Here is a 26423-nt window from a genome sequence, read left to right as displayed (position 1 = left end):
GGGAAAGGTGAGACCCCACAGGTGTCAAAAAGGTAGGCATGCTAATACCACGACGTCCTGTCGTAACGCATGCATGACCCACATCGTGTGGGCCCAGGATGCTCACCGCCCGCCCCACGGAAAGCGAGCATCCTGGAGTGGAAATAGATTAGTGTATTTGTTAAATGGCAACAAGGTATACGAAAACAACCAAGTATAAAAATGATAAAAAATCTATTAGAATTGTCGAAAAAGGTCATAGTAAAGAGATTTTATTTCAATGATTTTACTTACTAGATTGTGTAAAATGAATCTAATAAATACATAAATGCTAGTTTACTATTTGCAAGAAAGGACAAGACAATGAGAACAGCAATTGTTACTGACAGCACGTCATATATACCTCAAGAGTTGAGGGATAGTTTAGATATACATATGATTCCACTAAATGTAATTTTCGGTGATGCATCATATCAAGAGGAAGTAGAAATTACAACTGAACAATTTTTTATAAAGATAAGTGAACAAAAAGAATTACCAAAAACATCTCAACCATCATATGGAAAGATTATTTCGAAATTTGAACATCTATCAAAAGAATATGATGCTGTAATTGCGATCTGTTTATCAAGCGGGATCAGCGGAACTTATCAAAGTATGGTTTCTGCTGGAACAATGCTAGATGATATTGAAGTCATAGCATATGATTCCGAAATTAGCTGCATGGTGCAAGGATATTATGTAATTGAAGCAGCAAAAATGGCGCAAAAAGGTGCGGAACCTGCTGAAATCATTGCACGTTTAGATGAAATGAAAAAATCGATAAATGCCTACTTCATGGTAAATGATTTAGATCATCTACAAAGAGGAGGAAGGCTTTCAAGTGCACAAGCATTTGTAGGAAGCTTACTTCAGGTAAAGCCAATCCTTACATTTACAGATAAACAAATCGTAGCGTTCGAAAAAATAAGAACGGAAAAGAAAGCAATGAAACGTATTTTAGAATTATTTGGCGAAGTTGCGTCAAAAGGTGAAAAAATGCGGGCAGTCGTCATTCACTCGAGCCGTGAAGAAGATGCAAAGGAATTGGCAAAACAACTTGGTGAAACCTATCCAAACGTTGAAATGGATATTTCATATTTTGGTCCAGTAATTGGAACACATCTTGGTGAAGGTGCGTTAGGACTAGGATGGTATGTGATTTGAGTAAAAGTCCCTTTTATAAAGGGGCTTTTTTCTTTTGAAAATTCAATTTTCGTTTTATAGCTTCAACTCCTAAACAAAATAAGTTACATTTTAATTAATTCAATTGAAAGCAGGTGAATTTCGTGGATCTAATAGATCCGAGTATGAGCGTCCAGTATATAGGAAGAAAACTCGCATTAAACCCCTCTATAACACTTCAAGAAATCCCTTCTACAAGTAAAATCATCCAAGCTGTTCAAAAGATAAAGTCTAGTTTCAAATGTTTTCGCTGTGGTAATCAAGATCAACACTTTTTTGCTACTCATTTCTGTGGAAGATGTGTATCAAAATGTACTTACTGTCGGAAATGCATCGTAATGGGGAAAATGACTACATGCACAAAGTTGGTAATAAATGAAGTGGATATGAAGAATGCGAGTCTCACTAGCGGACTTGATTGGGATGGAAGATTGTCCCCGCAACAGGAAGAGGCTTCTATAAAAGTAGGAGAAGCGGTAAAGGAAAATAATGATTTACTACTTTGGGCGGTTTGTGGGGCTGGAAAGACAGAAATGTTATTTTTCGGAATCGAAACTGCATTGCAACAAGGTAAATATGTTTGTATTACTACTCCAAGAGTAGATGTAGTGTTAGAACTTGGAAATCGATTTCGAAAATCATTTCCTAAGATTCCAATTGCAGTACTTTATGGAGGAAGTGAAGAAAAGTGGGAGGGACACCAAATTACAATTTGTACGGTTCATCAACTTATGTATTTTCGTCGTACGTTTCATTTACTTATTATCGATGAAATTGATGCTTTTCCTTATAATATTGAAACGCATCTGCAATGGGTAGCTAACGAAGCGAGGACGCAAATTGGCTCTACCATTCAGTTAACTGCCACACCTTCAACTAATCAACAGCGATTAGCGTTAAATGGAAAAATAAAAAGTGTAATGGTCCCCGCAAGATACCATCGTAAGCCCTTACCAGTACCTACTCTTAAATGGATAGGTAATTGGCGTAAATCCATTCAAAAAGCAAACAAACTCCCAAATGAATTAAAGAAATGGCTTCAACATTACATTAAGTTAAACTATCCTATCTTTCTCTTTATCCCAACGATTAAAGAATGCACTTATATAGAAGAAGCTGTAAAAGAAGTGACAGTAAAAACTGCATCCGTTCATAGTCAAGATCCATTTAGACACGAAAAAGTAAGTGCGTTTAGAAATGGAGAAATTCAAGTTTTAATAACAACGACCATATTAGAGCGTGGTGTTACTATCACAAATAGTCAAATTGCAGTACTCGGAGCTGATGAGGAAATTTTTACAGAAAGTGCACTCGTGCAAATAGCTGGTAGAGCGGGCAGACATGTTGATTATCCAAATGGTGATGTCATCTTTTTTCATAGTGGAATTAGTGAAGAAATGGTACGTGCTAAAAAACAAATTGTACGAATGAATAAATTAGGCTATGAGAAAGGTTGGTTGGATAACAAATGATATGCATAAATTGCGGTAGTCATTTCGTTGAAACATTCTCATTGCATCATCTTTTTTTTCAGCTGGAAGAAAAAACTTGTTCACAATGTTTAACAGGCTATAAAAAGATTTCGGGAACTATTTGTGAAATATGTGGCGGTCACGCTCATGATCAAAAACTTTGTAAATATTGTGAGGAATCATTAGAACTAAACACTTCTCAACCATTAAAATTGAATCGATCAATTTATCATTACACAGATGTAATGAAAGAATGGTTAAATCGTTATAAATTTTACGGTGATGTTACATTAGCAACAATGTTTATTACAGATTTGCGAGAATACTATGAAAATAATTTTAAACATATTAAAATAATAGTTCCAATCCCACTTAGTGAGGAGCGGCTAGTTGAAAGAGGTTTTAATCAAGTAGAAGTACTTGGTGAACAAGCCGGATTTCCTTTAACGAAATGCTTAAAACGGATCCATACAGAGAAGCAAAGTAAGTTAAATCGAAACGAAAGATTGAAACGTGAACAAATATTTTCCTACTGTGGAGAGAAAAAAATCCAAAACATGCCGATATTAATTTTAGACGATGTCTATACAACTGGGAAAACAGTCCGAGATGCTGCAATCATTTTGTTACAAAATGGTGCTAGCGAGGTATTTTCACTTACATTAATTCGTGCGTAAAAATTGGTAATTTGTCATGTGATAAAGGACTTGATTTTCCACCCAATTTTGCCGATATAATTAGTGAACATTGGAAAAAGAGGTGAAATTAGTGGGAGACTTACGTAATTGTCCTATTTGTAACAGCATTTTTGTTAAAACAAATTTACGAGATGTCTGTGAATCATGTTATAAAGTAGAGCAGAAAAATTTTGATAAAGTTTATAATTTTATCCGCAAGCGTGAAAATCGCAAAGCGACAATCCTAGAAATTGTAGAGGCTACAGAAGTAGAGGACGAACTAATCATGAAATGGATTAGAAACGGCAAGCTTCGTGTATCTGATTTTCCAAATTTGGGATACCCTTGCGACAAATGTGGAACACTAATTCAAAAAGGTTCGATTTGTTCTGATTGTTCAACTGGCTTAAAAAAAGACTTACTTAAAGTTGAAGAAGAGAAAAGAAGAATTCAAGAACTACGAAAAAGAGATAAAGCGACTTATTTATTTGACGATAAGGCGAGATAGAAAAATGAGGATATGAAACGATTGACAATGAGGTGAGAAAATGAAGGTTAATCCAACTGGTATTGATCGCATTCAATATTATCAAAATCACATAAAAAAGATTGAGCAAGAGAAACCACAAAAACAAAATGAAGACAAAATAGAAATTTCCTCTCAGGCAAAAGATCTTCAAATAGCTTCTCAGTTAATCGCAGAACGTGAAGAACGTGTACAGCAATTAAAAAAGCAAATCGAAGAGGGCTCCTACAAAGTACAACCATCATTAGTAGCCGAGAAAATGCTTCAATATTTCAGCAAGAACTAACAACTAGAAGGAAGAAGGATCGGCAATGAACTCATCTTTTTTACTTACTACACTCCAACAACAATTAGAAGAATACACAAGGCTTTATGAATTATCATTAATTAAAACGGATGTCATTAAGCAAAATGACATCAACCGTTTAGATGACATTATTAATAAAGAAGCAAAATACTTGCTTGCAATAAATGATTTGGAAGAGAAACGAATCGAATCTGTTTATGCAGTCTTAAGCGGTCATGAATGGAGTGGGGACTTACCTACTCTTTCTGATTGTCTTAAAGTGATTCCAAAAGAAGAAGCTATGAAGCTAATAAACATTCAATCTGAATTAAAAGAAAAGATAGAAGAATTAAGAGAACTAAATTACTTAAATCAAGAGCTAATCTATCAATCAATGCAGTTTGTATCATTATCGTTGTCTATACTGAAGCCAAGACAAACAGCACCAAATTATGGACCAACAGCAAAACAACAATCACAGAAAAAAGATACACTATTTGATTCACAGGTATAGATTAAGCAAGGAGGTTCCAAATCATGCGCCCAACGTTTATGGGATTAGAAACTGCAAAAAGAGGAATGTATACACAACAAGCTGCAATTAGTGTGTTAGGGCATAATATCGCTAATGCAAATACAGAAGGTTATACACGCCAGCGCGCGAATATGCAAACAACTTCCCCTTTTCCGTCTTTAGGAATGGAAAGACCGTATATACCAGGTTTTATTGGTACAGGTTCTGAAGTAACTTCGATTCAAAGAATAAGAGATTCATTTTTAGATATACAATACCGTAATAATAGTAGTCAACTAGGATATTATTCTAGTCGTGCCGATGCGCTTTCAAAAATGGAAGATATTATGAATGAGCCATCTGAACAAGGTCTTTCTAAAACATTAGATCGCTTTTGGCAATCTTTACAAGATTTGGCTTTGAATCCAAGTAATTCTGGTGCGAGAGCAGTAGTTTTAGAACGTGGTAAAGCAGTAGCTGAAACATTTAATTATTTATCAAAATCATTAAAAACCGTTCAAAGTGATCAACAAAACCAAATAGAAGTTGAAACGAAGAATGTAAATTCTCTTCTAAATCAAATTCAAAATGTAAATCGTCAAATTGCTGACGTTGAACCACACGGAATGTTGCCAAATGACTTATACGATGAACGTGATCGATTAATCGATAAATTATCTAGTTTAGTAAATATAAAGGTTACTTACACTTCAAGTGGTGGACAATCAATTCCAGCAGCAGAAGGTAAAGCAACAATTGACTTAGTTGCTGAAGATGGCAGTGTAATTGAATCTGGTCGTGTGATTGATGGAACAGATATTAAAGCTGATCCAAAGTATTTAAAAGTAAACTACGATGCGACATCAGGATTAGTTGATACTGTTTCAATTGGAAATAACATTATTGATGTAGAAAAGTTTAAAACAATGGGTAAACTTGATAGTTTAATAAAATCTTATGGATATTTAGATAGCTCAAATGCACAAGTAGGTTTATATCCTGAAATGCTTAAAAATTTAGACGATATTGCTAGCACGTTTGCTAATACATTTAATACAGTACATGCTGCTGGTATTACATTAGGTGATGTGAATGGTGGTAATTTCTTTGGATCAAGTTCGGGACCAATCACTGCAAGCAGTATTAATGTAGTTATCACAAACATTAATGATATTGCTGCCGGTTCGACGACTAGCGATGGTGATGGAAAAAACGCTACATCATTAGCTGATGTCATGAGAAGAACGAATTTAACAATTGGCTCAACAACAAATACAAGTATTTCAGCATTTTACCAAGGAATTATTGGTGGAATGGGTGTTCAATCTCAAGAAGCAAACCGATTAATGACTAATAGTGGTATTTTAGTAGATTCTGTTGATCAAAACAGAAAATCTGTAAGTAGCGTATCATTAGATGAAGAGATGACAGATATGGTCAAATTCCAGCATGCCTATAATGCTGCAGCGCGTAATATCACTGCAATTGATGAAATGTTAGATAAAATAATAAATGGTATGGGAATTGTTGGGAGGTAATGAGTAATGCGTGTAACGCAAACGATGATAAGTAACAATATGCTTAGAAGTTTAGGTTCAAGTTACTCGAAGCTTGATAAATATAATGAACAGCTTTCAACAGGTAAAAAAATTAGTCGTCCATCAGATGACCCAGTTATTGCGATGAAGGGTGTTTATTACCGATCAGATGTTACGCAGGTAGAACAATATAAACGTAATTTATCTGAAGGGTATACATGGACTGAATCGAGTGATGATGCCCTTGATAAAGTAACACAAGCACTTCAACGTATGCGAGAGTTAGCTGTAAATGGTTCGAGTGAAACGAATAGTGTGGAATCTCGCCAAGCTCTAGCAGCAGAGGTTAAACAATTAATTACACATCTTGGTTCTATTGGAAATACTCAAGTTGGAGACAAATATATATTTAATGGATTAGATACAACTCAACAACCTATAAACATGACAGTTACTACATCAGCAGTTGATGGACAAATTACACTTAGTGGAACATTTCCAACTTCTACAACTTATAATCCGTTTCAAGTTGAAGTATCAAGAGGAGTTAGTGTTGCAGTAAATACAGATCCAAACAATATTTTTGATCAAACTACATTGAATCAATTAGTTTCGCTGCATAACGGTTTACAAACAAATAATACTGCTGCAATCGATAATGCAATAGGTGACCTAGATAAAGTACTTAATAGTGTTTTAACTGCACGAACTAAAATTGGTGCAACCGAAAATCGTATAGAAATGATCGATGATCGTTTAGGGTCACAAGAAATTATTGCAAACCGTATTATGTCGGATAATGAAGATGCTGATATTGAAAAGGTTATAACAGATTTAAAAACACAAGAGAGTGTTCACAACGCTGCACTTGGTGTTGGGGCGCGTATTATTCAACCAACTTTATTAGACTTCTTACGTTAAGCTATCATTTTTTTGATAGCTTTTCTTTTAGAAAAATTTAGAGTGAGAGGAAGAGGAGCATGCAATTTCCTCAAATACGAATACAATCAACGTTTGCAAAACTAGGGTTGCAAGTTGAAAAACCAATTCTTGATTTTCAACAGCCAAAAGCAGAAATGAATATCCATCAACAAAATGCAGAAATGGAAATAGAAAGAGTTGCACCAACTTTAGAAATGGATTCGTACGAGGCACGTGCAGATATTGATTTGAAAAGTGTACGTCGTAGAATAGAAGATGCATTTAATGATGGATATCAAGCATGGTTAGATGGACTAGCAAGAGTATCTCAGCAAGGTGATCAAATGATGAAAGTGCAAAATAACAAAAATGCAATTTCTGATATCTCAAAAGAAAATAGTACAAATCCTATCTATGATGTAAACATTGCATTTGTACCAAGATATGGTAGCTTTAAAATGTCGTATGATCCTGGCAGTTTAGAGATTAATTGGACTACTCACAAACCTGAAATTGAGGTTATACCACAGAGACCTACCACTAATATTACTCCAGGCCAAGTAAGTAGTTATATGGATATTTGGAATGACTTAAAAATTGATTATACTGGAATTACAATAGATCAAAAAGGATAAGGTGGAAGGTATGAATTTACAAACAAAATATCACGGAGAAATAGACATTCAACAGGAAGATATAATAACCTTTCCAAATGGCATTCCAGCATTTGAAGAGGAAAATAAATTTATATTATTACCGCTTCAAAGTGAATTGCCTTTTTCAATTTTACAGTCTGTCAATACGCCAGATTTAGCGTTTGTAATTGGTGAAGTATTTTCTTTATTTCCAGAATATGATATTGAATTAACACAAAATGCAATCGAAGCTCTAGAGTTAAAAGAGTCTAAAGATGCTGTTTTATACAGTATTATAACTGTAAAAGAACCCTTCATAAAATCAACGGCAAATTTACAAGGACCAATTATAATAAATTGTGTTAAAAAGGTTGGGAAGCAGGTAGTATTAAATCAAACAAGTTATCACACAAAACATGAATTAGCTGGAACGCCGGCTTTTGCTCAGGGGGATTAATTCAATGTTAATTCTTTCTAGGAAAATTAAAGAAGCTATTATGATTGGTGATGATATTGAAATTTCAATTGCAGCAATAGAAGGTGATCAAGTAAAGCTAGCTATTTCTGCGCCGAAACATATAGATATTCATCGTAAAGAGATTTATTTATCGATTAAGCAGGAAAATCAGGAAGCGGCTAATGGTTTAGTTGACTTAAAAAACTTATTTAAAACAAAAGAGTAGAGATTAATATCTCTGCTCTTTTATTTTAATAGTGACACTTATATTCAGTTCTAAAAAGTCTTGAAAATTTGTGGCTATTTCGAACAAAATGACTTTGTCGAAAAATCTCTGTAAAAAAAGACTAAAATCTACAAAAAAACAGTCGATATAACTTATGTAAGGAACTTAAATGAAAAAGCTCGAGATTTTCAAATAGGTTCTAAAAAAATGGTGTTCACATGGAAGTGAACCAACACATTCAAGGAGGAAATTAAAATGAGAATTAATCACAATATCGCTGCTTTAAACTCACACCGTCAATTAACTGCTAACAATGCAAATGCTAGCAAAAACATGGAGAAATTATCTTCTGGTTTACGTATCAACCGTGCTGGTGATGACGCTGCTGGTCTTTCAATTTCTGAAAAAATGCGTGGACAAATTCGTGGTTTAGATCAAGCATCTCGTAACTCACAAGATGGTATCTCAATGATCCAAACTGCTGAAGGTTCATTAAACGAAGTACATTCAATCTTACAACGTATGCGTGAACTAGCTGTACAATCTTCAAATGATACAAACGTACAAGCTGACCGCGATGCTCTTGATTTAGAGTTCCAACAATTAGGTTCAGAAGTTAAACGTATCTCAACAGATACAGAATTCAATACTCAAAAATTATTAAATGGTGCTGCTGGTGCTGCTGGTAAAGTTGAAATTCAAGTTGGTGCTAACCAAGGCCAATCATTCCAATTAGACTTTAAACAAGCTGGTATCGATTTAACAGCTACTAACACTGCACTTGCTGCAATGGACGTTACTTCTCAAACAAATGCAGATAGCGCAATCGGTAATTTAGATACAGAAATTGCAAATGTTTCAACAGGTCGTTCTACACTAGGTTCTTGGCAAAATCGCCTTGAGCATACTGTTGCTAACTTAAACAATGCTTCAGAAAACTTAACAGCTTCTGAATCTCGTATTCGTGACGTTGATATGGCTAAGGAAATGATGGAGTTTACTAAAAACAACATCTTAACTCAAGCATCTCAAGCTATGCTTGCTCAAGCAAACCAACAACCACAAGGCGTACTACAACTTCTTCGTTAATTCTTAAAAATGAGCGAGTATCCTAGTTAGGATACTCGCTTTTTTAAGTACATTATATAGGTATATTTTCATATTTAGTTATTATATTCAGTTATTTATGAATGTTTAGAAAAAAAGTTGTTATGGAGGGTTAAAATGAGAAAAATAATAAAGTTTAGTACAATACTAATCTTTCTAATGAGTATCTTACTACCGGTGAATACAAAAGCTGCATCATTTAACTTTATTAATGCTTCGAGAACTGTAGCACCTAGTACAATTTTTACAGATGAAGAGTCAGAAGTTACTTTAAATGTAACAGGAACGCCACCTGTAAATGTTGTAAAACCAAATGATATTATTTTGGTGCTAGATAAATCTGGAAGTATGCAGACAGATAATCGTTTTAATTCAATGATTAGTGCTGCCAAAAGTTTTGTTGATTTAATTGATTTAACAAAACATTCAGTTGGTATAGTTGACTTTAGTACGAGCACAAGTACTTTTCCACTAAGTACTGATTCAAATGCCGTTAAAGGATATATTGACCAAGTAAGATTAGGTGGAAATACAAATACTTCTCAAGCATTAAACGAAGCTACTAACCTACTAGCAAATCATCGTCCTGATGCTCAACCAGTAATTGTTTTGTTAACGGATGGACAAGCGAATGATACTGAAGCTGCGAAAATAGCTGCACAAGCAGCGAAAGACGCAGGAATTGTTTTTTATACAATTGCTTTATTAGGACCTAATGAAGATCCAAAAGCAAGTCCTCCAAACCTATTGTTAGAGGATATGGCAACAACGGCTCATCACCATCACTTTGTACTTGGTTCAGTAGGACTGCAACAAGTATATGAAGCAATCGTAGAAGAAATTGGTTTAGCGAGTGCGTACGATGTAACTATTACTGAGACAGTTGACCCGAATTTTGAAATTGTTCCTGGCTCATATGATAGTAATATACCGCAACCGACGGTAACAGGAAATAAACTTGTATGGAATATTCAGGAATTAAAAGCAAACACTTTGCAATTACATTATAAAATTCGATTAAAGCCAGGTGCAAAGGCAGGCGCATATAATACTGCGACAGGATTTATAACATATAAAGATTATACAGGTTCCTTAAGATCATATAATGTTGGGAATACAGGTCTATTTGTAAAAAATCATGCTCCAGTGATCGATTCAATCACTGATTCAAAAGGAAATGTAAATGGTGGAGACACAGTTACAATTAAGGGTAAATACTTCCTTCCGGGTGTAAAAGTATTCTTTAATAATGTTGAAGTGACGACAGCGCAATTAGTAGATGGTCAAACGATCACCTTAACAACACCTGCTGGTAAGCAAGGAGACATAGTTGTTAAAGTTGAGAATAGCGATACTCAATTTGCAGCTACTAACTTTAATTACTGGGCCCAACCCGAGATGACGCAAATAACACCGAATTCTGGACCTTTTGAAGGTGGGAATACGGTTTTAATTAGTGGTAAGAATTTCTTAAATGGTGCAAAAGTTAAGTTTGGTGATAACTATGCAAAAGTAAACTTTGTTAATTCAGAAAGTTTAAATGTAGTTGTACCACAAGCGAGTAAACAAGGGATTGTCGATGTTGTATTGGAAAATCCAGATGGAACTAATACTATGGTCTCAAATGGTTATACTTATGCTTCCCCTGTTGTTGTAGATGTTCAAGTTTCACCGAGTAATTTAACACTGACTCCAGGTGAGTCAAAACAATTAGTAATTACTGGTGTGCTTAGTGATGGAACAATAAAAGATATTACTAACCAAACAGATGGAACGATTTATAAAAGTAGTGCAATTTCAACAGCGTTAGTAAGTCAAGATGGTTTGGTAACAATTCCAAATGATGCAAAAGATGGATGGAAAACAACTATTCTAGTTACTAACAATGGGATTCAAAACTTAATAAACGTTACAGTTAAAGATACAAGTGTAAAACTTACGGACTTAATAGTTAACCCAATGAATGTGGATTTATCTCCAGGAAATACTAAGCAGTTATCTGTCAGTGCAATCTATAGTGACGGAAGTACGAAAGATGTAAGTTTAGCAACAGAAGGAACAAGTTACACTAGTGGTTCAAGTCAAACAGCAACAGTTAACTCAGACGGTTTGATTACAATTCCAAGTGCGGCTAAGTATGGATATAATACTACTGTCAAAGTGCAATATAACGGGATATTAAAGGTTGTAAATGTAAATGTTGTTGATCCAAGACCTAAGGTTACTTCGTTAACAGTCACTCCTGATACTATCTCTGTTGAACCTGGACAAGCTATTCAATTGTCTGTAATCGGAAACTTGGAAGATGGAAATACGAGAGATGTGACTTCTTCAACAGAGGGAACCAAATATGAAAGCAAAGCAATATCTACAGCGACTGTTAGTCCTGAAGGGAATATTACTGTATCAACGCACGCTACAGTGGGAACAAATGTAGTTATTGCGGTTACAAACAATGGGGTACTTAAAAATGTAACTCTTACAATTTTAGACCCAGCACCTAAATTAACTAAGTTAGATGTTACACCTTTAGCACCAACTATTGATATTGGAAAAACTCAACAACTATCAATTGTAGGAACGTACACTGACGGAAGTACAAAAGATATTACACTTGGTAGCGAAGGAACTATTTATAAAAGTAATGCAACTTCAATTGCAACAGTTGATGCAGATGGTTTGATTACTGTTTCTGCTAATGCAAAGGAGAACGATATTGCTAGTATTACAATAAGTAATGGTTCTGTAGCTAAAATAATAACTGTAACTATCACAGATCCATCGCCTAAAGTTACTGGATTAACAGTAAATCCTTCATCACTAACAATGGCGCCTGGAGAACAAAAACAGTTAATCATTACAGCAACATTGAGTGATGGGAGTACAAAAGATATAAGTTCTACAAGCCAAGGTACAGTATTTTTAACTGGTGGCTCTACGTTTACAACTGTAAATGCTACAGGATTAGTTACTGTTTCAAGTAGTGCAGCTGATGGTTCAAAGGCATATATTACAGTTGCTAATAATGGATTTAATAAAGTAATTGTACTAAATGTGGTAGATCCTACCCCTAAAGTACAGTCAATTTCTAGTAATCCTACAAGTGTTACTATTGCACCTGGAGGAACAGTTCAACTTTCTATAACTGGTACTTTGACTGACGGAAGTACAAAAGATATTACTTTAGGAAGTACTGGAACACTATATAATAGTAATAATAAGAGCGCTGTTACTATAGATGCTAATGGTTTATTATCTGCACCAAGTAATGCGACAGATGGGGCAACAGCATCAATCTTTATTACAAATAATGGTGTCGGACTTTATGTAAACGTTAAAGTAGTTGACCCATCTATAAAAGTTACTAATTTTACAGTAACTCCTTCAGCGGTTACTATGGTAACTGGAACAACTAAACAATTAAGTGTTCTTGGTACATTTAGTGATGGAAGTACTAAGGATATTACGAATGGTAGTGAAAAAACTACGTATTCTAGTAATTCAAGTTATGCGACAGTTAGCACCGATGGATTAATTACATTATCTAGTAGCGCTAAAGATGGAATCGTAATATCTATTACAGTTCGAAACAATGGAATTAGTAAAGTTGTTTCGATTACTGTTACTACTAATCCCAATAAATTAATTGCATTAGAGTCAGTTCCTACAACTATTTCATTAAAAGCTGGGACATCTGGGCAATTAACGATTATGGGAACGTTGGTTGATGGTACCCAAAAAGATGTTACTTTGGCATCTAATGGAACAGCTTACACTTCTAATAATCTGTCAACTGCAACTGTAAATGCGAATGGACTTGTAACTATCCCATCTACAGCAAGAGTAGGCTATTCAACGACTATAAGGGTAGTAAGTGATGGAATAACAATTCTTGTTCAAGTAAGAGTAATATAATTAAGTATAAAAAGAAAAAGGAGTAACTTTTGTTACTCCTTTTTCTTTTTAATAATAGATTCAATTTTGAAATTAACAATTTAGTAAAATGACTACGGATGCTAAATCATTCATTTGATTATCCTTAGCATATTCTAAAATACTATTTACATAAGACTTTCTATGAAGTGATGATCGAACATATAAGTATATTGCATTTATTATATCTGACTCATCTAGTGAGTTAGTTTCAGTAATTATACTCATAAAGTGAACTTTTATAATTGTGTAATGAAAAATTAATGATAAATAATGGTCCCACATAGTATTTTTTCCGAATGGGAACCAATCTTTGAAAATTTCGTTTACTAGGAAATTCTCAAGGATATATTCTTTTGAATTAATTAGTTTTTCGGATTTGTTTTTAACTGTTGTATAACTGGATGTCCAATCATCAATTTGGCCATTAAGCCAGTCGAAATTATTTAATAAATTTGAAACTAATAGCTTATATTCTTTATAAATATTCTCAATTTCGTTTCTAGTTGAGAAATAAGCTTGTATAAAGCCTACGAATCGTGATTCATTTCCTTTTGTACCATCTAATAAAGTTTCTATCGTACCAGATTTAATATGAGCTGAGTAAGTGGTAATGAAATTAGCCCACTCTTCTTTTAAATTGGATTCTGATATAGATACATCTTCTAATTTTTCTAATCTTTGAATCCAAAATCCTAGTAATAATAGTCGAGTTTTTAAATCCCATGTACGATCCTGAATTAGTTCAATTGCAAATGAACGCAATTGAAAGAAATGGGGTGATAAGTTACTCTTTTGACTAATGTCATTAGTCTGCTTTGAGATTGAATTTAAGATAACACGTTCTGATATTTCAATGTCGAATTCCATTGGATTCGGGTCTAATAAGGCAATTCTTGCGGCTTCAGGACACGAAAGGTAAAGCGATTGCTCCAACACATCGTTAAAAATGTTTTTTACACGAGGAAAAACGGAACAGACTGAACTTAGCATTTCTTCCCCGTAGTTTGCATGAATATAACAAAGTCCATTATCAGTTAAAAATGGACAAGTTCCACATTCTTTCATCTGTATAGTTGCATAAGGCATCCCTTTATCATTACCTTTATATCTCTTTAAATTTTTTGCTAAGGTAGGATCATTAGAATTTTGGTACTTTTTATATGTTTTTTTATCAATAGATACTACCCATCCCTGGCAACAGTGATTCTCACATTCACTTCCAATACATGAGAATTTCTTAAAATGACTCGGAACTAGTTGCGTAGAAGTCATGTTTCATCCTCCGGTTATAAGAAAATTTTTTGTTGTAAAATAATAAATTTATAGTTATTTTCATTTAATAGATTGTTAACTTACTATCTTGATTTATTTCGGAGATTACTAAATAAATTTGAAGAAGTTGAATAAATTCTTTTAGCTTAACTTGTACTTTTAAAAAAGTGTAAAAGCACTTAAGATAAGTACCTATAATTATTAAAGTAAATAGGATATTCACTTAGTTAATTTTCTATCTACACTTTTTATTTTTTTTACCGATATATTAATAGATGAAGTTAATTTTTTAAGGGAGGAAGTCGAATGATAAACAATGTATCTACTTCGACTTTGGCTAAGAATGTCCCAAACATCCCTGTACAACAACAAGGCCAAGAAGTTAAAGATTATGTAGTAAAAGTTTCTGCTAATGAGCCTGAAGATTTTATAGTACCAAAAAAAGATCTAGAAAAAGTAATTGATGGAATGAACAAATTATTAGAACCATCACAAACATCCTTAGAATTTAAATTACATGATAAAACGCATAGTTATTATGCAGTTTTAGTAGATAAAGATACAAAAGAAGTAGTTAAAGAAATTCCTTCAAAAAAACTACTAGACTTTTACGCAGCGATGAAAGAATTTATAGGTTTAATGTTTGATAAAAAAATTTAAGGGTGATATTTTATGGTAAACCGAATAACAGGTTTTTCAGGCGCACTTGATATTGATGCTACAGTCAAAAAATTAATGGATGCAGAAAAACTACCGTTAAATAAATTAAAAGCTCAAAAGCAAATAAATGAATGGCAAACACAACAATATCGTGATTTAAACTTGCTGATGGACAATTTTCGAAAACAAATAACTGATGGTGTAGGTTTAGTTTCGACTTTTAATGTTAAATCAGTATCTAGTTCGAATGAAAGTGTAGTAAGTGCTACTTCTTCGAGTAACTCCAGTAGTAATGTAGTGAATTCAATCGATGAAATTACTTCATTAGCATCAAGTGCAAGGTGGACATCAAATTCAGTTGTAAATAGTGGTGGAGGTTCAATCGATCCTACTGCAAAATTAAATACAATTACATTTAATGGTGGCTACCAGCTATCAGGTGCACAAAAATTACAATTTGATGTAACATCACCGGATGGAGTAACATCAACTGTATCGATCGATATTGATGGTTCGACAGACTCACTTAATGATGTTATTAAGAAAATTAATAATTCTAGTGCTGGTGTATCGGCTTTTTATGATTCAGCTACACAAAAAATGGTTTTTACAAATAAAGCAACAGGTACTGGAGCGGGTATCAAAATTAATGAGTCAGGTGCAGGGGCTGGAACAAAGAGCTTTATGCAAGCAATAGGATTCACTGCTGACGGATCCAATAACCTGGTACCTTCATCAAATGGTTCAGATGCGAGTTTTAAAATCAATGGTCTTACAACAACACGTAAATCAAACACCTTCACTCTAGGCGATGTTACGTATACATTAAAACAAACTTCTGCATCTCCAGTTACAATATCTACTGCTACCGACACTAGTAAAGTATTTGATAGTGTAAAAGCTTTTGTTGACTCTTACAATGAATTAATTGCAAATATTAGTAATAAAGTAACGCAAAAACGTTATCGCGACTTCCAGCCTTTAACAGACGAACAAAGAGAAGCAATGAAAGATGATCAAATTAAGCAATGGGAAGATAAAGCCCAAAGTGGTTTACTTCGAGGAGATAGTATTTTTAGTGGTGTTTTAACTAAAATGCGTTCAAATTTAGGGAATCCGGTTTTAGGTGCTGCAACTAAATTGTTAAGTAGTATAGGAATAACTACTAGCGATGACTATTTAGATGGCGGAAAACTAATTATCAACGAAGCGAAGTTAAAGCAAGCAATTCAAGATGATCCAAGTAAAGTTGCGAATTTATTTACACAACCGGGTACTGATCCAAAGGTTACAAGTGACCAAGGGTTAGCTGTCCGATTAAAAAATACTTTAAAAATTGCAATCGATGATATTACAAAAAAAGCAGGGAAGACATATTCTACTTCCAACCAATTCACATTGGGGAAAGATTTACTTGATTTAAATACTCGAATTGGTAAATTTGAAGATCGCTTAGTAATAATTGAAAATAGATATTACGCCCAATTTAATGCAATGGAAGAAGCAATACAAAAAGCCAATAGTCAAAGCTCTCAATTCTTACAATCCATTGGTGGATAATAATCGTTAAGGTGGACCAAAAAATGGCATTGAAAAACCCTTATGAACAATACCAACAAAACTCAGTAAATACAGCATCTCCAGGTGAATTAACGTTGATGTTATATAATGGTTGTCTAAAATTTATTCACTTAGCAAAGAGTGCAATTGCACAACAAAACTTTGAAGAACGAAATAAGAATATTATAAAAGCACAAAACATCATACGTGAGTTAATGGTTACGTTAAATATGGATATTGAAGTTTCTGAACAACTAATGCAAATGTACGATTATATGAATCGACGTTTAGTAGACGCGAATATCAAAAATGATTCTTCTATTTTAGATGAGGTAGAAGGATTTGTTACAGAATTTAGAGATACGTGGAAAGAAGTTATACAAGTGAATCGTCAAAAAATGTATGCTGATGGTGGACAGGCTTAATGGATGTTAATCAGACACTTTTTTCAGTTACAACGCAGCTTGCAGAACTAACTTCAAATGTACCGTCTCAAGAAAAACGTGATGAGGTCATTGAAAAAATCTTTTCGTTATTAGATGAAAGAGATTCGTTACTTTCTATTGTTCAGCCTCCAAAAGACGCGAATGAACGACAAGTGATGGATAAGATTGTTGATTTAAATAATCATATCAATCGTTCAATGAATATCATTTTAGCTGATATAAAAAAAGATATTAATGGATTAAAGAATCAAAAGAAAGCTCATACGCAATATATTAATCCATACAAGTCATTAAATAATGTTTCTGCTTTTTTTGATAAAACAGAATAAAGAACATTAGAAGTACTCTGTGTTTAACAGAGTACTTTCTTTTTGTAGTATTTTATTTATGTTTAGAGGAAAGGTAATAGTAATTATTTTGACATCCTTTTAATAAATATTGGTAAGATTTTCTACCATATCACACAAATTTTACTAATTTTGTGATAAACTCAAAACTGGTTTATATCTTTTTATGTTGAGGTGTACATATGTTATCGATTTTAAAACGATACTTAATTGGTAAACCACTTAAGTCGACTGAATTAAGTGAGCAAAAGTTATCGAATACAAAGGCTTTGGCTATTTTGTCATCTGATGCATTGTCTTCAGTGGCCTATGGTCCAGAGCAAATTTTAATTGTATTAACTACGATTGGGGCAGCAGCTTACTGGTATTCGATTCCAATTGGTATTGGCGTATTAATTTTATTATTAGCTCTAATTTTATCTTATCGCCAAATTATTTATAGTTATCCTCATGGTGGAGGAGCATATGTCGTATCTAAGCAAAACCTTGGTGTAATCCCAGGTTTAATAGCGGGTGGCTCATTATTAGTCGATTATATTTTGACGGTAGCCGTAAGTGTGTCTGCAGGAACAGATGCAATTACATCAGCTGTTCCTGCATTACACAGTCATACGGTATTTATTGCAGTTATTTTAGTTATTTTTATTACAATTTTAAATTTACGAGGATTAACTGAATCAGCATCTATTTTAGCTTACCCAGTGTATCTGTTTGTTGTAGCACTTGTTATCATTATAATAGTAGGTCTTTATAATGTATTAACAGGCCATGCTCCTGCAACAACTCATGCACCGATGTGGGTTAAGCCAGAAGGAATAACGTTGTTCTTACTATTAAAAGCTTTTTCATCAGGATGTTCTGCTTTAACCGGAGTAGAAGCTATTTCAAATGCAATTCCTAACTTTAAGGAGCCATCTGAGAAAAACGCAGCGAAAACATTGATGATGATGGGGACAATTTTAGCGGTCCTATTCTCAGGTGTTATGTTTTTAGCTTACTGGTATGGAATTACGCCGAATGCCGAAGAAACAGTTATGTCTCAATTAGGTTCAGATATTTTTGGTAGAAATGTAATTTATTACTTTATCCAAGGAACGACAGCACTAATCCTTGTATTAGCAGCAAATACAGGATTTTCTGCATTCCCATTACTTGCGTATAACTTAGCTAGTGATAAGTTCATGCCAAGGATGTACTTACTTCGTGGAGATCGTTTAGGTTATTCAAATGGGATTATCACACTTGGTGTAGCTTCAATTTTACTAATTATTGCTTTCCAAGGTAAAACTGAAGAATTAATACCACTATACGCTGTTGGTGTATTCGTACCGTTTACACTTTCTCAAACAGGTATGGTTATTAAATGGATAAGAGAGAAACCAGCAGGTTGGTTCCCAAAATTAATTGCAAACTTTGTAGGGGCATTTATTTCAGCAACGGTTTCAATTATTTTCTTAACAACTAAGTTTTCTCAAGTTTGGTCAATTTTTATTTTCTTACCTTTAATCGTTATTTTATTCTTAAGAATCCGTAAGCATTATGAAGCAGTAGGCGATCAATTAAGGTTAAACAATGATATTCCTGAAAAAATTAATGGGAATATTATGGTCGTGCCAGTCGCTGGTATTACAAAAGTAGTTGAACGTACGATGCAATATGCCCAAGGTATTGCGGATGAAGTTTATGCAGTTTATATCTCTTTTGATAAAGATAGCGAACAGCAAATGAGAGATAAATGGGAAGCATGGAATCCAAATGTAAAACTAATCGTCGTTCACTCTGAATATCGAGAGATCACAAGACCACTTTTAAAGGTAATAGATGAAATGGAACAAAAAGCTCATGATAATGGATTTGAAATCACAGTTTTAATTCCACAATTTATTACAAAGAAAAACTGGCATAATGTTCTACACAATCAATCGAGTCTTTTACTACGTACGTACTTACTTTATAAACGTAGCGTAATCGTTACGACGGTACCTTATCGTTTTAAAGTTTAACGTGATTTTAATGTAAAAATAAGAAGAATAATAGTAGTGTTAAAAAGTAATTAGAATTTTTCGTTTTTTGTCGAATTCATGAAAAAAAAGGCGATAAGCTAGTTTTGACTTGTCCCACTTTCATGATGTATAGTTGAAATGTGGAGAATATTCACAAGTTTTCGACTGAAGGGAATGGATTTGAATGCAAGGTAAAGTAAAATGGTTTAATGCTGAAAAAGGTTTTGGATTTATCGAGCGCGAAGATGGAGACGATGTATTCGTACATTTCTCAGCAATCAATGCTGATGGTTACAAATCTTTAGAAGAAGGCCAAGAAGTTAGCTTCGAAATCGTTGAAGGTAACCGCGGACCTCAAGCTGCTAATGTAACTAAAATTTAATTTCCGTTAATAAGTAAATATTTGCTTATATAGATTCGGACCACAAGGGCTTGCTCATTTGAGTAAGCCTTTGTTTGTTTTTGGAAAAAAATACAGTGTATCTTTAAGCATGTTCTTAAATATACTTTCATGAGCAGACTAAAAAGATTTCTTATATTCGACACATATTAGATGCAGGAATAATCCGATATAATGTAGAATATAAGTATAGACAGCTTTCATTTTTGGAGCTTGATGAAGGAGGAAACCCATATGATGCTAAACATCCGCGGCGAAAATATTGAAATTACTCCAGCAATTCGTGATTACGTAGAGAAAAAATTATCGCGATTTGACCGTTATTTTAATGAAGATTTATCAGCACGAGTTAATGCAAAGGTATTCCACGACAAGCAAAGAATTGAAGTAACTATTCCAGGCACGTACATGTTATTACGTGCAGAAGAAGAACATGCTGACTTATATGCAGCTGTTGATCTAGTTATTGATAAACTAGATCGTCAAATTAGAAAACATAAAACAAAAGTAAATCGCAAACTACGAGAAAAAGGATCTTTAAAATATATGTTTGCGCCATCACCATCTGCTGAAGCTGCTGTTGCAGTGGAGGAACATGAGAATGAAATTGAATTAGTTCGTACAAAGCAATTCGATCTAAAACCAATGGATGCTGAAGAAGCAGTTCTACAAATGAATATGTTAGGACATAACTTTTTCGTATTCTTAAACGGTGAAACAAACAAAACGAACATCGTTTACGCTAGAAAAGATGGTCGTTATGGATTGATTGAAGCAAAATAATAAAATAGTAAATGATAAAAGGACTAAGCGGAATTAATTACGCTTAGTCCTTTTTTGTTTTATGCTCTTTACTAAAGAATGTTGATTTTAAAAGGGCTTTTAAAGCAAACTTTAAATAAGGAAGATGATTGGAACGGAAGGTGCGAGACTCCTGTGGGAGTAGCGGGACAGATGAGACCCCGCAGGCGAGCCGAGGAGGCTCATCGCACGCCCCACGGAAAGCGAGCATCCTGGAGAGGAAATCTAGAATACTCCATTTTTTACTAGCAACAAAATTTACGAAAAAGCTTTAATTAAATAGCTAATCTAAAGCTATATTTGTATATTTTCAAAACTATTAAACAATTCTAATCGAACAATATTTACATAAGGTTGTCACTTATCTTCATTTAATGATAAAATTAGAAATAGTATCTACCTAATAGAAGACATTATTTATGACTTTATAATAGAGGAGCGTTTCGTATGCTTGGAATGTTAAAAAAGGTATTTGACCTTAATCAACGACAATTAAATAAAATGCAGAAACAAGTTGATCAAATTGTAGCGATGCAAGATCAAATTGCTAAATTATCTGATGAAGAATTAAAAGCCAAAACAGCTGCTTTTAAAGAACGCATTCAAAAGGGAGAAACACTTGATGATATTCTTGTTGAAGCATTTGCGGTAGTTCGTGAAGGCGCAACTCGTGTTCTAGGTATGACACCATACCCAGTACAATTATTAGGTGGAATTTCATTACACGAAGGTAATATTTCAGAAATGAAAACTGGGGAAGGTAAAACATTAACTTCTACATTACCAGTTTACTTAAACGCGTTAAGCGGAGAAGGTGTTCACGTTGTTACAGTCAATGAATACTTAGCTAGCCGTGATGCTCGTGAAATGGGACAATTATACGAATTCTTAGGCCTAACTGTTGGTCTAAATTTAAATAGCATGGATCCAGATGAAAAACGTGAAGCTTATGCATGTGATATCACGTATACAACAAACAATGAATTAGGTTTCGATTATCTTCGTGATAATATGGTTGTTTATGCGGAACAACGTGTTCAACGTCCTTTAAATTATTCAATTATTGATGAAGTTGACTCGATTTTAATTGACGAAGCTCGTACTCCATTAATTATTTCTGGACAAGCAAAACAATCTGCACAAGCATATATCGCAGCAAATGCATTTGTAGGTATGCTTAAGAGAGATGTAGACTTTACGTATGATGAGAAAACTAAATCAGTTTTATTAACTGAAGAAGGTATTTCTCGTGCTGAACGTGCGTTTGGTGTAGATAACTTATTTGACTTAAAAAATGTGAATTTAAATCATCATATTAACCAAGGTCTTCGTGCTCATATTACGATGACAAATGATGTTGACTATGTTGTACAAGACGGCGAGATTGTGATTGTTGACCAATTTACTGGTCGTTTAATGAAAGGTCGTCGTTATAGCGAAGGTCTTCACCAAGCGATTGAAGCAAAAGAAGGTCTAAAGATTCAAAATGAAAGTATGACTCTTGCGACAATTACTTTCCAAAACTACTTCCGTATGTACAAAAAGTTATCTGGTATGACAGGTACAGCTAAAACTGAGGAAGAAGAATTCCGTAATATTTACAATATGAACGTACTTGTCATTCCGACAAACCGTCCAATTGCTCGTATTGATAAAGCAGATTTAGTTTATAAATCAATGAATGGTAAATTCACTGCAGTAGTAGAAGAAATTGCTGAGCGCCACAAAGCTGGACAACCAGTTCTTGTTGGTACTGTTGCAATTGAAACATCTGAGTTAATCTCTCAAATGTTAAAACGTAAAGGTGTAAAACATGAAGTATTAAATGCTAAAAACCATGAACGTGAAGCTGATATTATCGCTTTAGCAGGTCACAAAGGTGCTGTTACAATTGCGACGAATATGGCTGGACGTGGTACAGATATTAAATTAGGCGAAGGTGTTCGTGAGCTTGGTGGATTAGCAGTAATCGGTACTGAGCGACATGAGAGTCGTCGTATTGATAATCAGTTACGTGGACGTTCTGGTCGTCAAGGAGATCCAGGTATTACAACATTCTATCTTTCAATGGAAGATGAGTTAATGCGTCGATTTGGTTCTGACAATCTTTCAATTATGATGGATCGTTTAGGATTAGATGATTCTCAACCAATTGAAAGTAAGATGGTTTCTCGTGCGGTTGAATCAGCACAAAAACGAGTTGAAGGTAATAACTTCGATGCTCGTAAACAATTATTACAATATGATGATGTTTTACGTCAGCAACGTGAAGTTATTTATGCTCAACGTTCTGAAGTAATCGACTCAAATGATTTACAACCAATCGTTAAGAGTATGATAGAAGGAACAATTAATCGTGTTGTTTCTGCACATACGCCAAACGAGCAACTTCAAGAAGAGTGGCATTTAGAAGGAATCATCGATTTCTTAGAAGCTAACTTATTAAATGAAGATGAAATTACTGTTGATCAATTACGCGTTCTTGAGCCAGATGAAATGGTTGAATTAATTTCAAAAGTTGTATTTGAACGTTATGAAGAAAAGCAAGACGCTTTACCTGCAGAACAAATGCGTGAGTTCGAAAAAGTTGTATTATTACGTACTGTAGATGGTAAGTGGATGGCTCATATCGATTCAATGGATCAACTACGTGAAGGAATTCATTTACGTGCATATGCTCAAATCGATCCATTACGTGAATACCAAATGGAAGGTTTCGCGATGTTCGAAGAAATGATAGCTTCTATTGAAGAAGAAGTATCTCGTATCATTATGAAAGCTGAAATTGAGGCTGATGTTGAGCGTGAAGCGATTCAAGGTGAAGCAATTCACGTAAGTAACGATGATGGTGAAGTTAAACGTAAGCCAATCGTAAAAGCTGAAGAGACTGGTCGAAACGAAGATTGTCCTTGTGGATCAGGTAAGAAGTATAAAAACTGCCACGGAAAAGGAATCTAATACTATAGAAACTGTATGAAAAAGGGGCAAGGGCAAGTAGTTATTTAGGAAATTGGTGTAACTTACAACTGTTACTCCTTCCAAATTACTTGTCTTTACCTGCTTTTTATTGTTCATAAAATTTTAATTGAGGTGTAAGTAATGGAATTAGTAGAAGTAAAGCAAGAATTAGAAAAGATGGCCAAACGCCTTCAAGCATTTAGGGGGTCTCTTTGACGTAGAAACGAAGCAAGGAAGATTAGACGAGCTTGAAGCATTTATGTCTGAGCCAACGTTTTGGGATGACCAAAAAGCAGCACAAGTTGTTATAAGTGAAGTAAGTGGATTAAAAGAAGTAATTAATGAGTTCAATGAATTAAGTGATGGTTACGAAAATCTAGAATTAACATATGAGCTTGTTAAAGAGGAAAACGATGACGAGCTTTTTGAAGAGTTAGTTTCTGAAGTGAAAGTATTAACAGTTAAGTTAAATGATTTTGAACTTCAATTATTATTAAGTGAGCCTTATGATAAAAATAATGCAATTCTAGAACTTCACCCAGGTGCAGGTGGAACTGAGTCACAAGATTGGGGCTCAATGTTATTACGTATGTACACTAGATGGGCTGAAAAACGTGGTTTTAAAGTTGAAACATTGGATTACTTACCGGGTGACGAAGCTGGTATTAAAAGTGTTACTTTAGCGATTAAGGGACATAATGCTTATGGCTATTTAAAAGCTGAAAAAGGTGTACATCGTTTAGTACGTATCTCACCATTTGACTCTTCAGGTCGTCGCCATACTTCATTCGTTTCTTGTGAAGTTATGCCTGAATTCAATGAAGAAATAGAAATCGAAGTTCGTACAGAAGATTTGAAAATTGATACGTACCGTGCAAGTGGAGCGGGTGGTCAGCATATTAATACAACTGATTCAGCAGTTCGTATTACTCATACTCCAACGAATACAGTTGTTACATGTCAATCTGAACGTTCACAGATCAAAAACCGTGAATCAGCGATGAAAATGTTGAAAGCAAAATTATATCAACGTAAATTAGATGAGCAACAAGCTCAACTTGATGAAATTCGTGGTGAGCAAAAAGAAATTGGATGGGGAAGTCAAATACGTTCATATGTATTCCACCCATATTCAATGGTTAAAGATCATCGTACAAGTGCTGAAGTAGGTAATGTACAAGCTGTGATGGATGGTGGACTTGATCCATTTATCGACGCTTACTTACGTTCTAAGATTTAATATATACTTTGAAAAATAGGCTGATAAGAAGGGGGATTTTCTCTTTCTTAACAGCCTTTAAATTGGGGTTATAGGGGATAATTAAAACCTCATTTAAACATCTTCTGTTTAGAAGGTGTTCTCTTTTTGAGTATTTCTCTCTAGGTAGGTAGCTAGTTTCAAGACTTGCTATAGCGAAGGAATTACTTGAATCATATTCATTTTTTAGTTGTTTTACAAATGTAAAAAAGTTGATTTTGGTTAACATATAATGAAAGCTTTTAGTATTTTTCATAATTAAAAATAGAGAGATAGTCCTTATAAAAGGATACAAAATTGAAAGTTATCATCTAGAGGGAAGTATTGAGGGGGATAAAATTGAAGAAAGTAAAGTATGCCACTGCTCTTTATGTAGGGTGGGGTAAAACGTTTTTTGATTATTTATTTGTATTAGTAGGTTCTGGAATTATAGCCGTTGCATTTAACGTATTTTTATTACCTAATAAGATTGCTTCAGGTGGTGTAAGTGGGATATCAACAATTCTACAAAACACCCTTGGTTTTGAGCCTGCAATCGTACAATGGGCGTTTAATATTCCTTTATTTATAGCAGGTGTGATTTTACTCGGACGTCAATTCGGTGTGAAAACTCTTGCGGGAACAATCTTTTTACCATTAGTTGTATTACTAACAAAAGATGTTGCTCCTGCTACAGACAATCCACTTTTAGCCGCAATTTTTGGTGGGCTTTGTATTGGTTTAGGATTAGGTATTGTATTTCGTGGAAAAGCCTCTACTGGTGGAACGGATTTAGCAGCTCAAATTGTTCATAAGTATACGGGTTTATCACTAGGTGTGTGTGTTGCATTTATTGATGGGCTAATTGTATTAACTGCAGCAATCGTATTTGACCTTGAAAGTGGAATGTATGCTTTAATCGCACTTTTCGTAACAAGTAAGACGATTGACTTAGTTCAAATTGGACTTGCTAGATCTAAAATGGCACTAATTATTACTTCAGAAGTGGAACTTGTGACAAATGCAATTGTTCATGAGTTAGATCGAGGTGTAACAAAATTAACTGGTGTTGGCGGATACACAAATGAAGATCGTTTAGTGTTAATGTGTGTACTTGATCAATCTGAGTTCACATCCTTAAAAGACATCGTTCAGTCAATCGATCGAAATGCTTTTATAACAGTTGTGGATGCAACTGAAGTACTTGGAGAAGGTTTCACAAATTTGACATAAAAAGGAAA

Annotated in this window: 24 protein-coding genes; 23 read left to right on the top strand and 1 reads right to left on the bottom strand. The window is 34.2% G+C overall.

What is annotated here, in order from left to right; translation table 11 throughout:
• The first annotated feature begins 342 nt into the window (after positions 1-342).
• The 13 genes from B7R65_RS04560 (at position 343) to B7R65_RS04500 (ending at position 13477) form a co-directional block, all read left to right on the top strand.
• On the top strand, positions 343-1185 hold the full coding sequence (locus B7R65_RS04560) for a DegV family protein (protein ID WP_088041567.1): 843 nt from the start codon (positions 343-345) through the stop codon (positions 1183-1185).
• 404 nt (positions 1186-1589) lie between these two features.
• Positions 1590-2675, top strand: a complete 1086-nt coding sequence (locus tag B7R65_RS04555) for an ATP-dependent helicase ComFA (RefSeq protein WP_256941184.1) — start codon at positions 1590-1592, stop codon at positions 2673-2675.
• Entirely contained in the window at positions 2672-3352 is a 681-nt protein-coding gene (locus B7R65_RS04550) for a ComF family protein (RefSeq protein WP_088041565.1), read from the top strand. Before B7R65_RS04555 ends, B7R65_RS04550 begins: the two co-directional genes overlap by 4 nt.
• A gap of 91 nt (positions 3353-3443) precedes the next feature.
• On the top strand, positions 3444-3860 hold the full coding sequence (locus tag B7R65_RS04545; RefSeq protein WP_088041564.1) for a TIGR03826 family flagellar region protein: 417 nt from the start codon (positions 3444-3446) through the stop codon (positions 3858-3860).
• A 40-nt stretch (positions 3861-3900) separates the two neighbouring features.
• Positions 3901-4164 carry a flagellar biosynthesis anti-sigma factor FlgM gene (flgM, locus tag B7R65_RS04540; RefSeq protein WP_088041563.1) on the top strand — a complete coding sequence of 88 codons (264 nt, stop codon included), beginning with the start codon at positions 3901-3903 and terminating at the stop codon, positions 4162-4164.
• A 25-nt stretch (positions 4165-4189) separates the two neighbouring features.
• Positions 4190-4678 (top strand): flagellar protein FlgN, encoded by a 489-nt coding sequence (locus B7R65_RS04535; RefSeq protein ID WP_088041562.1) that lies wholly within the window; start codon positions 4190-4192, stop codon positions 4676-4678.
• A 23-nt stretch (positions 4679-4701) separates the two neighbouring features.
• A complete protein-coding gene (gene flgK / locus B7R65_RS04530) occupies positions 4702-6216 on the top strand; it encodes a flagellar hook-associated protein FlgK (protein WP_088041561.1) in 1515 nt (504 codons plus the stop codon).
• A gap of 6 nt (positions 6217-6222) precedes the next feature.
• Positions 6223-7137, top strand: a complete 915-nt coding sequence (gene flgL / locus B7R65_RS04525) for a flagellar hook-associated protein FlgL (protein WP_088041560.1) — start codon at positions 6223-6225, stop codon at positions 7135-7137.
• A gap of 59 nt (positions 7138-7196) precedes the next feature.
• A complete protein-coding gene (locus B7R65_RS04520) occupies positions 7197-7772 on the top strand; it encodes a DUF6470 family protein (RefSeq protein WP_088041559.1) in 576 nt (191 codons plus the stop codon).
• Positions 7773-7782: 10 nt separating this feature from the next.
• Positions 7783-8229: a flagellar assembly protein FliW gene (gene fliW / locus B7R65_RS04515; protein WP_088041558.1), complete on the top strand. Its 447-nt coding sequence runs from the start codon at positions 7783-7785 to the stop codon at positions 8227-8229.
• Positions 8230-8233: 4 nt separating this feature from the next.
• On the top strand, positions 8234-8455 hold the full coding sequence (gene csrA, locus B7R65_RS04510) for a carbon storage regulator CsrA (protein WP_088041557.1): 222 nt from the start codon (positions 8234-8236) through the stop codon (positions 8453-8455).
• Positions 8456-8710: 255 nt separating this feature from the next.
• On the top strand, positions 8711-9544 hold the full coding sequence (locus B7R65_RS04505; RefSeq protein WP_088041556.1) for a flagellin N-terminal helical domain-containing protein: 834 nt from the start codon (positions 8711-8713) through the stop codon (positions 9542-9544).
• Positions 9545-9679: 135 nt separating this feature from the next.
• Complete coding sequence (locus B7R65_RS04500; protein ID WP_088041555.1) at positions 9680-13477, top strand: Ig-like domain-containing protein; 3798 nt, start codon at positions 9680-9682, stop codon at positions 13475-13477.
• Positions 13478-13549: 72 nt separating this feature from the next.
• On the opposite strand, the gene fliB is transcribed toward B7R65_RS04500, so the two are convergent.
• Positions 13550-14770, bottom strand: coding sequence for a flagellin lysine-N-methylase (gene fliB / locus B7R65_RS04495; protein ID WP_088041554.1), 1221 nt, complete (start codon positions 14768-14770; stop codon positions 13550-13552).
• 306 nt (positions 14771-15076) lie between these two features.
• Here fliB and flaG point away from each other — a divergent pair, with 306 nt between their 5' ends.
• The 10 genes from flaG (at position 15077) to B7R65_RS04440 (ending at position 26415) form a co-directional block, all read left to right on the top strand.
• Positions 15077-15430 carry a flagellar protein FlaG gene (flaG, locus tag B7R65_RS04490; protein WP_088041553.1) on the top strand — a complete coding sequence of 118 codons (354 nt, stop codon included), beginning with the start codon at positions 15077-15079 and terminating at the stop codon, positions 15428-15430.
• Between the two features lie 12 nt (positions 15431-15442).
• Entirely contained in the window at positions 15443-16990 is a 1548-nt protein-coding gene (locus tag B7R65_RS04485; RefSeq protein WP_088041552.1) for a flagellar hook-associated protein 2, read from the top strand.
• 23 nt (positions 16991-17013) lie between these two features.
• Complete coding sequence (gene fliS, locus B7R65_RS04480; RefSeq protein ID WP_088041551.1) at positions 17014-17415, top strand: flagellar export chaperone FliS; 402 nt, start codon at positions 17014-17016, stop codon at positions 17413-17415.
• Positions 17415-17765: a flagellar protein FliT gene (fliT, locus tag B7R65_RS04475; protein WP_088041550.1), complete on the top strand. Its 351-nt coding sequence runs from the start codon at positions 17415-17417 to the stop codon at positions 17763-17765. The genes fliS and fliT overlap by 1 nt, the downstream gene beginning before the upstream one ends.
• Positions 17766-17965: 200 nt before the next feature.
• Positions 17966-19786 (top strand): APC family permease, encoded by a 1821-nt coding sequence (locus B7R65_RS04470; RefSeq protein ID WP_088041549.1) that lies wholly within the window; start codon positions 17966-17968, stop codon positions 19784-19786.
• Positions 19787-19970: 184 nt separating this feature from the next.
• Positions 19971-20168 carry a cold-shock protein CspD gene (cspD, locus tag B7R65_RS04465; RefSeq protein WP_088041548.1) on the top strand — a complete coding sequence of 66 codons (198 nt, stop codon included), beginning with the start codon at positions 19971-19973 and terminating at the stop codon, positions 20166-20168.
• A 252-nt stretch (positions 20169-20420) separates the two neighbouring features.
• Positions 20421-20969, top strand: a complete 549-nt coding sequence (gene hpf, locus B7R65_RS04460) for a ribosome hibernation-promoting factor, HPF/YfiA family (RefSeq protein ID WP_088041547.1) — start codon at positions 20421-20423, stop codon at positions 20967-20969.
• Between the two features lie 465 nt (positions 20970-21434).
• Complete coding sequence (gene secA / locus B7R65_RS04450; protein WP_088041545.1) at positions 21435-23945, top strand: preprotein translocase subunit SecA; 2511 nt, start codon at positions 21435-21437, stop codon at positions 23943-23945.
• 141 nt (positions 23946-24086) lie between these two features.
• Positions 24087-25185 (top strand): peptide chain release factor 2 gene (prfB, locus tag B7R65_RS04445; protein WP_142288198.1). Its coding sequence is split into 2 segments (ribosomal slippage): positions 24087-24158 and positions 24160-25185, totalling 1098 coding nucleotides; the frame shifts between segments, so codons are not numbered across the junction.
• A 357-nt stretch (positions 25186-25542) separates the two neighbouring features.
• The gene (locus tag B7R65_RS04440) at positions 25543-26415 is read left to right on the top strand and encodes a YitT family protein (protein ID WP_088041543.1); all 873 of its coding nucleotides are present in this window, start codon (positions 25543-25545) and stop codon (positions 26413-26415) included.
• Positions 26416-26423: the final 8 nt, after the last annotated feature.

The sequence above is a fragment of the Bacillus sp. EAC genome, assembly GCF_002156875.1.
Lineage (GTDB): Bacteria > Bacillota > Bacilli > Bacillales > Bacillaceae_G > Gottfriedia.
This window is presented reverse-complemented; position numbering and strand designations above follow the sequence as displayed.